Genomic DNA, 11,967 nt, shown 5'->3' on the forward strand with positions numbered 1-11,967 from the left:
AAATATTGTCAAATAATAATTATTATGATATAATAAAAAAATCAAAAATATAAAGGAGGAACAAATATGAAAAGATTAAAGGACGTTTATCGTTGTGTTGTTTGCAGCGGAGATATGCAGGTAGTTAAAATAGATTTAAAAGAACGTAAGGTATATTACCGTTGCGAAAGATGCGGCTATGAAGAAACACTTACATTTGAAGAGGCACTTGTTGAAGATGAAAATTATTCCTTCTTTATATTAAAGGAAGACGGAACTCTTACATGGGAGTGCCCGGAAAGCGGAATAAAGACAGAACAGGCTGACGAAAATACCGATTTTTCGCAGTATTACAACATTGAGCATCTTTGTCCGGAGTGTTGTGAGGATTGATAGGGACTATAAAACTTGGCTGTGAAAACAGCCATTTTTTTATAAATAAAATTTTTTATAAAAATAATAAAATACCTCTTTACTTTAGTGTGCTACTATGATAATATATTAAAGAAATAAGACAGAAGGAAACTGTTTTAAACTTTAGGAGGAGATTTTTATGAAGAAATTTATGGCACTTGCACTCAGTGCGGTTGTTGCTCTCGGTGTTATGACAGGATGTTCAAGCAGCAATACAACAGATGATAAAGAAACAGAAAATACCGAAACAACAGATACAGCAGACAGAACACAGCTTATTGTCGGTTTCGATGCTGAATATCCGCCTTACGGATATATGGACGCTGACGGAAACTATGTTGGCTTTGACCTTGACCTTGCTCAGGAGGTTTGCGACAGAAACGGCTGGACACTTGTTAAACAGCCCATTGACTGGGATACAAAGGATATGGAGCTTAACTCAGGTTCAATCGACTGTATCTGGAACGGCTTTACATGCACAGGCCGTGAAGATAAATATACATTCAGCGAGCCTTATGTAGATAACAGTATCGTATTTGTTGTTCGTGCAGATTCAGACATTAATACAAAAGAAGACCTTGCAGGCAAGGTAGTTGTTACACAGGCTGATTCATCAGCTCTTACAGCACTTACAAACGAAGAGGATAACGACGAAAACCTTGCTCTTGCCGCTTCATTTGCTTCACTTGAACAGGTTGCCGATTACAACACAGCATTTATGAACCTTGAAAGCGGTATCGTTGATGCAATCGCAGTTGACATCGGTGTTGCACAGTATCAGCTTACTTCAAGAGGCGACCAGTTCAGAAAGCTTGATGAGCCACTTTCAACAGAGCAGTATGCAATCGGATTTAAGCTTGGCAACACAGAGCTCAGAGATCAGGTTCAGAACACACTTAATGAAATGGTTGAAGACGGAACATTTGATAAAATAGTTGCTAATTACTCAGATTACAACCTTGATCAGATGGTTTGCCTCGGTAAATAATTTATAGATATTAATTGTTAATACGCATTTACGGCGAAGATGTTTCTTCGCCGCTTTGTGCGTTATTGGTTAAATGAAAGGAGTCACTGTTAATGTCCTTCGGAATGATAGTACAGCAGCTTGCCGGCGGTTTTACAAAAACGCTGCTCATATTTGTTCTTACTCTGCTTTTTTCTATGCCGCTCGGTCTGCTTGTAGCATTTTGCAGAATGTCTAAATTTTCTCCTCTCAGAGGAATTACAAAGGTGTTTATTTCAATATTGAGAGGAACGCCGCTTATGCTTCAGTTATTGGTTGCGTTTTATGGACCTTATTATATATTTAAGGTTCAGCTTACAACAAGCTATAGATTTGTTGCTCTTATATTGGGCTTTGTTATAAACTATTCTGCGTATTTTGCGGAAATATATCGTTCGGGAATAGAATCTATTCCGGTAGGACAGTATGAGGCTGCCAATATACTCGGATACAGCAAAAGCCAGACATTTATAAGAATTATATTTCCACAGATGGTTAAAAGAGTAATACCTCCGGTAACAAATGAGGTTATAACACTTGTTAAGGATACATCGCTTTCCTATGCCCTTGCTTATGCGGAAATGTTTACTCTTGCAAAGCAGATTGCAGCCGCAAAAACTAATATTATGCCGCTTTTTGTAGCCGGTGTGTTCTATTTTATATTTAATGCGGTTGTGGCATTTGTTATGGAAACAATAGAAAAGAAATTAAGCTATTATCGCTAAGGAGGTAAAATAATGAAAATACTTGAAATAAATCATTGCAGAAAGCACTTTGGCGATAATGAGGTATTGAAGGATATTTCGCTTTCTGTTGAAAAAGGCAATATAGTGTCGATTATAGGACCTTCCGGCTCCGGTAAATCAACACTTTTAAGATGTGCAACACTTCTCGAAACAATGGACGGCGGCGACCTTGCCTATCTTGGCGAATATGCCGCAAAGGATAACGGAAACGGCTCTGTATATGCCTCAAATGAGGAGCTTAAAAAGATAAAATCCAACTTTGGTCTTGTGTTCCAGAATTTTAATCTGTTTCCGCATTATTCGGTTCTCAAAAACATAACCGAAGCACCGCTTATAGTGCAGAAAAGAGATAAAAAAGAGGTAATGGAGGAGGCTAAAATTCTTCTTGAAAAGATGGGGCTTTCCGATAAAGCCGACTCATATCCTCATCAGCTTTCCGGCGGACAGCAGCAGCGTGTTTCCATAGCGAGAGCGCTTGCTATGAATCCGAAAATGCTGTTCTTTGATGAACCGACCTCGGCGCTTGATCCGGAGCTGACAGGCGAAATACTTAAGGTTATAAAGGATCTTGCGGCAGAGCATATGACAATGGTTATAGTAACGCATGAGATGTCATTTGCGAGAGATGTTTCCAACCATATCATATTTATGGACGGCGGAGTTATTGTTGAACAGGGTGCACCTAATGACGTTATCAACAATCCACAGCAGGAAAGAACAAAGCTTTTCCTCAGTCGTTTTCAGCAATAAATAAAGCTTTCGACAGAATTTTATTAAATATACTCAGAATAGGTGAAGACAATGAAGCTCGATTTTGTTAAAATCAGTCCGACAGAAAACATGACAATACTCGTAAAAACAGCCGTTCCGACCGAACAGCAGCTTGCTGTCGGAGCAAAGCTTATAGAATATTCTTCTGTTTATGCGGAGCAGGCAGGCTTCATTGAAGAGCCTATAAACAAAAATGCCGCAGCAAGGCTCAGAATGATGGCAGGTGAATTTTGCGGAAACGCAACAATGTCATTGGGAGCGTATATTGCCTTCAAAAACGGACTTGAAATAGGAAATGAAACGGATATTCCGCTTGAGGTTTCGGGAGCAGAAGGCATTAGAAATTGTCATATTAAGGCGGTTGATGGCGGCTATATAGGAACGGTAAGCATGCCTCTTCCTGTGTCGGTAAAGGAATGTACGCTTAACATAAATGATAAGGAATATTATGTTACTGAAATAGCCTTTGAAGGAATTAAGCATTATATACTTCCGAAAAACAGCATTGGAGAAGGCTTTAAAGCAAAGCTTGAAGGCTCGCTTGAAAACTTAAAAAATGCTATTGAAGATGATGTTTTCGGAATAGTTGTGTTTGACGAAGAAAATATGCGTATAGATCCGTTGGTTGTCGTTAAATCAGCCGGAAGTGTTTATTGGGAAAGAGGCTGCGGCAGCGGCAGTGAGGCAACGGGAATATATCTTGCATATAAAAACAAAGAAAGCATTAAATGCGGACTTAAGCAGCTGGGAGGAATAATAACGGTTGATGTTGAATACGATAACGGCATTAAAAAAGCCGCTATTACAGGAAAAGTTAAAATAGCTGCGGAAGGAACCGCATATATCTGAAAACATTGCTCCGGTTGTAAACCGGAGTATTTTTTTGCTATAATTAAGTCGGTGATGATTGATGAAGGTTTATTTTGACAATGCGGCAACAACCTATCCGAAGCCGGAGAGCGTTGCAGACGCAGTTTATGATTATATTAAAAATAACGGAGCAAACATAGGCAGAGGCATATATAAATCGGCTTTGTCCGCCGCCGAAAAGGTATACGAAACAAGAGAGCTTGTTGCAGAGCTTTTTAATGCGGAAAACCCCGATAATGTCATATTTACCGCCAATGTGACAGAGGCGTTGAATATGGTTATAAAGGGATATCTTAAGGCAGGAGATCATGTTATAGTTTCGTCGATGGAGCATAATGCGGTAATGCGTCCGCTTACACAGTTGTTAGATTACGACATTACATTTGACAGAATACCGTCTGAAAAAAACGGCACAATGTGCGAGGACATGATAGCTCCGCTTATTAAAAGCAATACGAAGGCGATTATAACAACTCATGCGTCCAATGTCTGCGGAACAATTATGCCGATTGAAAAAATCGGCGGTATATGCAGAAAATATGGCTTGAAATTTATTGTTGATACGGCACAGACAGCAGGAATGGAAAAAATAGATATGCAGAAATGCAATATATCGGCACTGTGTTTTACAGGCCACAAAGGGCTTTACGGGCCACAGGGAACAGGCGGTTTTGTGCTTACTGACGAGATGGCAGAAATGCTTGAGCCACTCATAAGCGGTGGAACGGGAAGTATATCCGATAAGGAAACAGTACCGGATTTCTGCCCGGATAAATTTGAGGCAGGCACACTCAATATACCCGGAATTTACGGCTTGAACGAAGGAATAAGGTTCATAAACAGTGTCGGCATTGATAATATAAAACGGCATGAGCTTATGCTTACCGAGCAGTTTATAAGGGGCATAAATAAGTTGGATATGCTCAAAATTGCGGGGATAAATGGCATAGAAAACAGAACGGCAGTTGTTTCGATTGTCGAAAACAATATGAAAGGGGATATGTCTGAGCTTGCGGCATATCTTGAAAAATGTGGAATAATGTTGCGTATAGGAATGCACTGTGCACCAAATGCGCATAAAATTTTGGGAACATTTCCGTCGGGAACGCTGAGGTTTTCATTTGGGTATTTCAACAAACCTGAGGAAGTGGACTATACGCTTGAATGTATGGAGAATTTTGAATAATATAGCTCAAAAATATCTTGGGCTATGCCCTAAACCATATGAGCCTTTAATAAAATATATTCTGTGAACGTAGTATTGGAAAAATATTAATAATTAATCACAAAAATCATTTGTTAAAATGATTTTTAGTGAATTTAGGGCAAGCCTTTTTAAAGGCTTGCCGGGTATGGGACGGAGTTCCATGGTTTTGAAAAGTATACTAAAAAGCTCTAAGCCGATTTGGTTTGACTCAGAGCTTTGTTTTATTTTATGATGTAGTTCAAAATGCAGACATACTGTAATGCTGTTCCGATAACAACAAATATATGGAATACGAAGTGCATATAGCGTTTCTTTTTGCCTATGCCGTAAAGAACAGCACCTATCGAATAGCTTATTCCTCCGCCGATAAGATACATAACGCCCCTAAGCCCAATATAGGCAACAAGCGGCTTTATTATAAATATTGCAAACCATCCGAGTATAAGATAGCACGCCATGGAAAGTTTTGAATATTTGTCAAGGTCAATCATGTTGAACACTGTTCCGGCGATTGCCGCCGCCCATATCAATGAAAGCATTACTATTCCTTTTACGGGTGAAACTCTGTATATTACATTGAGAATCACAGGTGCGTATGAGCCGGCAATGAATATAAATATCATGCAGTGGTCAACTATACGCATAATCTGTTTTTGAAGCATGCTTTCGGCAGACATTCCGTGATAAAGGCTCGATACGGAGTACATAAGTATCATGGAAATGCCGTATATAATGCTTCCGGTTATGTTTACGTAATCCTTTGATGCTATTAAGCAGGTTATTAAAGCAACAAATCCCAAGGCTATGCCTATTGCATGGGAAATGGTATTCATAAGCTCTTCGGTTTTTGTATAATTTGGTAACGGTTTTGCTTTTAAAGCTGCTGCTGTCATTTTTTTCACCTCATATCAATGGTTGTTAAACTATTACAAGTGGTTTTGAATACTATATTATGATTATATGTATATTATGTGTTGATGTCAATATAAAATACTAAATAATCTGATTTTTAATACTATGTATTGAAGTTTGATAAATTGAATGATATACTTTGATCATAAGGAGAGATTTTTATGAACGAAGAATTGAAAAACGGTCTTGAAAAGGCTGCGGCAGATATAAAAAACATAAACATACCGACATGGGACGAGTTACCGTCCTTTGAGCTGTATATGGATCAGGTTATTACGCTTATAAACGAATATCTTGATGTAATGCGAGATAATGAAGATGAAGGCGTTATAACAAAAAATATGATAAATAACTATGTCAAAATGAAAATAATGCCGCCTCCGGTAAGAAAAAAATATTCCCGTCTGCATATTGCCTATTTAATAATAATATGTATGCTTAAGCAGATATTCAGTATTTCGGTAATAAACAGCATACTGATAAGCGATGCAGAGCCGGAGGAGATAAAGCGAATATATACAGCCTTTGCATCAAATGTGCGTAAAGCCGCCGATATAGATATATCAAAGTACGCTAAGGACGGCGTTGCGAGCGAAGAAAGCTGTGTAATAAGATTTTCGGCAGAGGCAATAATATTAAAGACATTGGCGGAAAAAATAATAAAGAACGCATAAAAATAACAGGTATCTATCTTCGGAATAGACACCTGTTATTTCTGTTTACTCGGATTTTTTGTTTTTATGTCGAACTATAAGCTTAATCGACCGAGAGCTTCGGGAGTGCTTTTTCTTATTGTGGTTTTCGTTAAGAACTGCATTTATTGCCATTGCACTGTCCTTGAACAATGCTCCGACAATTTTCATCATTCCGTTACGCTGTTCCTCGCTCATGTTTTTGATTGTCTTTATAACTCCACTTGCGGCTTTAAGCTTATTGCTGTTAAAGCCTGTTAATGTCGTTGCGTCTGTGCATTCCAGAAGGTCGAAAAGCGTATCGACAAAAAGCAGACGTTCTTCACCGTCAAGGCTGTTTATCCATGTGCGGAGTGCCATATCCGCAATTTCGCTGTATGTCGAGCGTTCCTCTGAAACAACAAATCTTGGGCCGAGAACCTCCCATGTAAAGGCGTCGTGCTGGAGAATACCGAGCTGTTTGCTCTTTACAATGGTGTATTTTTCATCGTGTTCAAGCAGCATTCCGACAACGGAGGATTCGGGAATTATTGTTTTTACTCTGTCACTTATTCGCAAATAATCCGGAGTGGTAAGTATGTCGTTTGTAAAACCGGGGCCATCGTTGTTATAAATTTTTATTATTCTGTCCTTAACGTCGCCCTTGCAGTAAATTCCGGAAAATACGGCGATATTTCCGCCTTTTGAATGGCCGCCGAGTATTAATTCTCCGCTTAAGCTGTCGGCAACTCTGTTCACATATTCAACGCCGGAAATCTGCGAAGGAACAGGCGTTATAAAGCTCATGTTAAAATCTTCTTTCCAGCCGACTATTGTATCATCTGTTCCTCGGAAGGCAATGTAATTTGTTCCGTCGCCGAGTATTATCGTAACAGCCGAAAATTGCTGCTGCTTTTCGCTGTCTATTTCATCTATGTATTTTGCAAGCCTCATATTTTTATAACGCTCGCTCTGTGCCATTTTCAAAAATAAATCCACAACATGGTTGGGAACAAGAACACCCATATTTACGTTTTTATCTCTGCCGAATTCAAGAAACTTCTCTGCGGCATCGGCTATGGAAATTGAGCCGTACTGTGCCTCGGTCGGAACAATCTCGCTGAAATCCGCAAAGCAGAGCTGTGTAAATATAAGATTATCCACATCATTGAAGGGGATTTTATCCAGTGTGAAATCACCGTACCAGTCAATATAATCAAGAATATAGGCCATATCGAAAAACCTCCTTTTATGACTAAATTATACGGGCAAAAGCCACATCTGTAAATAGCACGATTTGTTGCGGCTGTAACAAATGATACACCGTTTTCATATACTTAGACTAAGACCGGAAGGAGGGGAAACTACATGGAGGTATGCAGGCTTACCGATTTGAAAGAAGGAGAAAAGGCAAGCGTTGTACGTCTGGAAATGGATGGAACAATAAGACGGCGTATGCACGACATTGGCCTTACTCCGAACTGCTGTATAGAATGCGTACAGAAAAGTCCCTTGGGCGATCCGGTTGCATATAACGTATGCGGAGCATTAATAGCCATCAGAAATTCTGATGCGGATTTAATATTTGTCAGTAAAGGGTGATGCAGATGGGGCTTACGGGAAGGTCAACCGGAGCAGAGGCTATTGATAACGGACTTATTATAAAAAAACAATCCGAAAGCGACAAAATAATTGCTTTGGCAGGAAATCCTAATGTCGGAAAAAGCACGCTGTTCAATGAGCTTACCGGAATGAATCAACATACGGGCAACTGGCCCGGAAAGACGGTTGCCAATGCACAGGGCTGTTGCAGTTATAACGGAGTGAATTATATATTTGTGGATATACCGGGGAGCTATTCACTTTTTCCTCATTCGGCAGAGGAGGAGGTAGCCGGAGATTTTATATGCTCGGGAATACCGGACGCCGTTGCGGTTGTGTGTAGTGCATCATGTCTTCAGCGGAATATGAATCTTGTTATGCAGATAGCCGGAGTGACGGAAAACATAATCATTTGTCTTAATCTTATGGATGAGGCAGAAAAAAAGGGAATATCGGTTGATTATAGGCTTTTGGAGGAAAGACTCGGCATTCCTGTAGTGCCGATGTGTGCAAGAAACGGTGTCGGCAAAGATGAATTCCTGAAGGAACTTGAAAAATTGGTCAAAAACGGAGCAAAAATAAAATATCACATCAAATATAATCCCGAAATAGAAAAAGCGGCAGAATTAAACGGAAAAAAAGGTTTTAATGCTCTTCGTGAGCTTGACGGCTTTGATGAAGAGAATGACGGAGTTAAATATCTTTTGTCGCAGGGCATTGACGCGGTAAAATATCGGGACATGACCGCCTGTGCGACGATAGAGGCGGCTGACGAGCTGTGCAGAGATATTATAGACAAAAGGGACAGTAAGTCGGACGAAAAGGACAGAAGGCTCGACAGGCTGTTTACGAGCCGAAAAACAGGCTTTCTGATAATGGGAATGTTATTAATAGCGGTTTTCTGGATAACTATTGTCGGAGCAAATATACCGTCAAATATGCTGAACGGTCTTTTTACCGATATAGAGGTACGGCTTTTGGCATTTTTCGAAAAAACGGAAATAACACCATGGATTTACGAAATGCTAATACTCGGTATGTATCGGGTTGTTGCATGGGTTGTTTCGGTTATGCTGCCGCCTATGGCAATATTTTTTCCGCTGTTTACTATTCTTGAGGACTCCGGCTATCTGCCGAGAGTAGCGTTTAATCTCGACAAATGCTTCAGAAAGTGCCGAACCTGTGGAAAGCAGGCCCTAACCATGTGTCAGCGGAACAAAAACAGCCTCGGAAATTCCGAGGACACCTAAGTCGAAATCAGGATTTCGACTTGTTTAAACAGAAGCATGAATAGCTCATTCCATCGGCTAAAAAGCCTTGAAACTCGCTATTCTCCTCGACGGGAGTAAATCCCGCCTGCGGATTCCACTTAGGAAACTCTTCGTTTCCTAATACCTTCCGCTGTACAAAAATAACTTTATCTAAAGTTATAGCCTCGGAAATTCCGAGGCTATGTTTTCGAATTAAGAACTTAGTTTTTTTCTATGAATGTAATTGTAAGGCTGACCGTTACCGGACTTGTTGCGATGGACTCGTTTGACGATGATTCCGGTTCAATGCTTACACTGTCAATCATACAGCGGTACTGACAGTTATTTAAGTTTAAAATAATGTTCTTTGCGGCGGCATAGTTAGCGCAGTCAAAGGACATATTTATAGGTCTGTATACAAGTCCTTCGTTTGTGGTAATCTGCGAGAAGGATATGTTATAATCCGTTGTTGCGGAGCCGACAATGTTGTCAAGCTGTACCATTACGTTCTTTATATTGTTATACTGCGGTATCTCGGCTTTAAGGGTGTTGGAATCTGCCGCATCAATAACAGCCTGCATTTTTTTCATTTTTGTTGCTTTTGCCGATTCTATAACCATATTGTCCTCTGCATCTGCCTGGAGTGCCTGTGCCGCTGTTATTCTGTCGGTAACAGGAACCTGAACAACAAAGTAATAGAAAACGCCGATAAGCATACAGGCAAGGATAACAAGCAATACCTTTTCACGATTGTTAAATGAATATGTAAACATATGTATCCCTCCTGTTTATTCCGCTGATGATGAAGTATCATCTATTGCCAATGAATCATCAACCAAAAGCTGAATTGTCATTGTTGCCGTTGTAAGTGAGTTGTTTTTGTCGTTGGTTGATGCGGTATAGACCTGCACGTTGTCTATAAGCGGATCGCTCATAAGGTTGGCATATATGGTTGAAATCTGGTTAAGTGTTACACCGGAAATCTGTGCGGTTATAACATCGTCCACAACATCGAAGGAGTTCACCTGTGATGCGGATATAAGGTATCTTTCCACAAGACCGAGTCTTTCCATGGGCGTTGCAACAACATTGAGAGAGGACTTTGATGCAAGAAGTGCATTGTATTCTTCAAGCACCTTAGGATAATTGTTTGTGTATTCCTTAAGTGTTTCAAGCTGCTGCTGTGCAACTGTGGCAGAGTTCTCTGCCTCGCTTGCCTGCTCAAGTCTGTTGATTACAGCAAACTTAGAGAAAATGGCAATTGCAATAACAAGAATGATGAATGTCGGAATGGTTGTAGACAGTTTGTTTTGTTTCTTTTCACGAATGGCAAGGTTAATGTCGGTTTTAACCGGATATTTGTTTGAATTTTTCTTCATTTTACCTGCCTCCTGTTACTGTAATGTTATGGCAATGGCCGCCGTTGCTATTTCAGCCTCGGATTTTTCGCTGTCATATTTTTCAGCATCATAACCGGGAATAAGCTCTGCAACATTATGTATGTTTGCATCAAGCGTTGACTGTATTATCTCCATAAGCGGCTTTATTTTAACAAGACCGCCGCAGAAATAAATGTCGTTAAGAGTGCTTTCCGGGTTGTTATAATGATAGAAGTTTAAGGCTCGCAAAAGCTCAACAGCTATCCTGTTGTATAAATCATGACAGACATCAAGAGATTGAACATCATACATATTTGAAATTTTGTAATTAGATGCAAGATGAATGTCTACGTCCATATAGTCGGCAATAAGTGCGTCCAGTGCGGCACCGCCGTATTCGATTACACGAGTGGTATCATATATTGTGCCGTTGAACATGTGCATTCTTGTTGCGGCATGACCCAAATCAACAATACAGTATTCATCGGGATGGTTTTCGTTATTTTTCTGATATGTTCGCAGAAGATTTCTGTATGTAAGCGGTTCGGGAATGGCAAGCTTAAACTTAAGTCCTGCCTTTTTTAACATGCCGGTGTATTCATCAAGAATATCGTTTCTTGCCGCCGCTATAAGAAGGTCGAGCGACTCAACCTCGCCTTTTTCGTTTTCAAACTTTCCGATTACGGCATAGTCATAATTATATGATTCCTTTTCGTTCTGTATGTAATCGTGAAATTCGTAAGGAAGATTGATTTTAAGCTGTTCAATAGGCATATAGGGCATAGTGGTACGTCTTGCAAAGCTTACGTCTGATGAAAGAACGACAGCGGCGTTTTTGCATTTTATCTGATTGTCTTTGACAATGCCTTTTATAAGCTCGGATATTGCGTCAATAGATAAAATACGTCCGTCCTTAACAAGGTTTTCAGGAAGGGGTGTTACAGATATTCTGTCGATTTTGTCATCGGTAACCTGAGTGAGCTTTACGCTGTAATTACCGATTTGTATTCCGGTATAAACTTTAGACATGAAATCCCTCCTACGGGTTATAATTTTCTGCAAAAGGCTGTGCCTTTAAAACCAATGTTTCACACTCTTCAAGTGTGGGAGTATGTACTTTCCGCCGGGAAATATTGACCGCACTGTCTTGTGAGGTCAGC

The 11,967-nt window shown here is 39.9% G+C and carries 14 protein-coding genes; 9 read left to right on the forward strand and 5 right to left on the reverse strand.

The annotated features are described in order from the left end of the window. The first annotated feature begins 66 nt into the window (after positions 1-66). The 6 genes from KQI66_RS05275 (at position 67) to KQI66_RS05300 (ending at position 4,972) form a co-directional block, all read left to right on the forward strand. On the forward strand, positions 67-372 hold the full coding sequence (locus KQI66_RS05275) for a hypothetical protein (protein ID WP_216427633.1): 306 nt from the start codon (positions 67-69) through the stop codon (positions 370-372). A gap of 160 nt (positions 373-532) precedes the next feature. Further along, on the forward strand, positions 533-1,381 hold the full coding sequence (locus KQI66_RS05280) for an amino acid ABC transporter substrate-binding protein (protein WP_216427634.1): 849 nt from the start codon (positions 533-535) through the stop codon (positions 1,379-1,381). 92 nt (positions 1,382-1,473) lie between these two features. Further along, entirely contained in the window at positions 1,474-2,124 is a 651-nt protein-coding gene (locus KQI66_RS05285; RefSeq protein ID WP_216427635.1) for an amino acid ABC transporter permease, read from the forward strand. Positions 2,125-2,136: 12 nt separating this feature from the next. Continuing rightward, positions 2,137-2,895, forward strand: a complete 759-nt coding sequence (locus KQI66_RS05290; RefSeq protein ID WP_216427636.1) for an amino acid ABC transporter ATP-binding protein — start codon at positions 2,137-2,139, stop codon at positions 2,893-2,895. Between the two features lie 51 nt (positions 2,896-2,946). Continuing rightward, entirely contained in the window at positions 2,947-3,765 is an 819-nt protein-coding gene (locus KQI66_RS05295; RefSeq protein ID WP_216427637.1) for a hypothetical protein, read from the forward strand. A gap of 61 nt (positions 3,766-3,826) precedes the next feature. Continuing rightward, a complete protein-coding gene (locus KQI66_RS05300) occupies positions 3,827-4,972 on the forward strand; it encodes an aminotransferase class V-fold PLP-dependent enzyme (RefSeq protein WP_330655053.1) in 1,146 nt (381 codons plus the stop codon). A gap of 242 nt (positions 4,973-5,214) precedes the next feature. On the opposite strand, the gene trhA is transcribed toward KQI66_RS05300, so the two are convergent. After that, positions 5,215-5,886: a PAQR family membrane homeostasis protein TrhA gene (trhA, locus tag KQI66_RS05305; protein WP_216427639.1), complete on the reverse strand. Its 672-nt coding sequence runs from the start codon at positions 5,884-5,886 to the stop codon at positions 5,215-5,217. 180 nt (positions 5,887-6,066) lie between these two features. Here trhA and KQI66_RS05310 point away from each other — a divergent pair, with 180 nt between their 5' ends. Next, on the forward strand, positions 6,067-6,579 hold the full coding sequence (locus tag KQI66_RS05310) for a DUF1836 domain-containing protein (protein ID WP_216427640.1): 513 nt from the start codon (positions 6,067-6,069) through the stop codon (positions 6,577-6,579). Between the two features lie 45 nt (positions 6,580-6,624). On the opposite strand, the gene KQI66_RS05315 is transcribed toward KQI66_RS05310, so the two are convergent. Beyond that, positions 6,625-7,809, reverse strand: coding sequence for a DUF2974 domain-containing protein (locus KQI66_RS05315; RefSeq protein WP_216427641.1), 1,185 nt, complete (start codon positions 7,807-7,809; stop codon positions 6,625-6,627). A 135-nt stretch (positions 7,810-7,944) separates the two neighbouring features. On the opposite strand from KQI66_RS05315, the gene KQI66_RS05320 reads away from it, so the two are divergent. Together KQI66_RS05320 and KQI66_RS05325 are read left to right on the forward strand one after the other, a co-directional pair. Further along, positions 7,945-8,178 carry a FeoA family protein gene (locus KQI66_RS05320; RefSeq protein ID WP_216427642.1) on the forward strand — a complete coding sequence of 78 codons (234 nt, stop codon included), beginning with the start codon at positions 7,945-7,947 and terminating at the stop codon, positions 8,176-8,178. A gap of 5 nt (positions 8,179-8,183) precedes the next feature. Next, entirely contained in the window at positions 8,184-9,428 is a 1,245-nt protein-coding gene (locus tag KQI66_RS05325; protein WP_216427643.1) for a FeoB small GTPase domain-containing protein, read from the forward strand. Positions 9,429-9,649: 221 nt separating this feature from the next. On the opposite strand, the gene KQI66_RS05330 is transcribed toward KQI66_RS05325, so the two are convergent. The 3 genes from KQI66_RS05330 to pilM are packed head-to-tail and all read right to left on the reverse strand — an operon-like array spanning position 9,650 to position 11,836. Further along, positions 9,650-10,201, reverse strand: coding sequence for a type II secretion system protein M (locus KQI66_RS05330; protein WP_216427644.1), 552 nt, complete (start codon positions 10,199-10,201; stop codon positions 9,650-9,652). 15 nt (positions 10,202-10,216) lie between these two features. Then, positions 10,217-10,807: a hypothetical protein gene (locus KQI66_RS05335; RefSeq protein WP_216427645.1), complete on the reverse strand. Its 591-nt coding sequence runs from the start codon at positions 10,805-10,807 to the stop codon at positions 10,217-10,219. Positions 10,808-10,822: 15 nt separating this feature from the next. Continuing rightward, positions 10,823-11,836 carry a pilus assembly protein PilM gene (pilM, locus tag KQI66_RS05340; protein WP_216427646.1) on the reverse strand — a complete coding sequence of 338 codons (1,014 nt, stop codon included), beginning with the start codon at positions 11,834-11,836 and terminating at the stop codon, positions 10,823-10,825. Positions 11,837-11,967: the final 131 nt, after the last annotated feature.

The sequence above is a fragment of the Anaerotignum sp. MSJ-24 genome (assembly GCF_018918145.1).
Lineage (GTDB): Bacteria > Bacillota > Clostridia > Lachnospirales > Anaerotignaceae > Metalachnospira.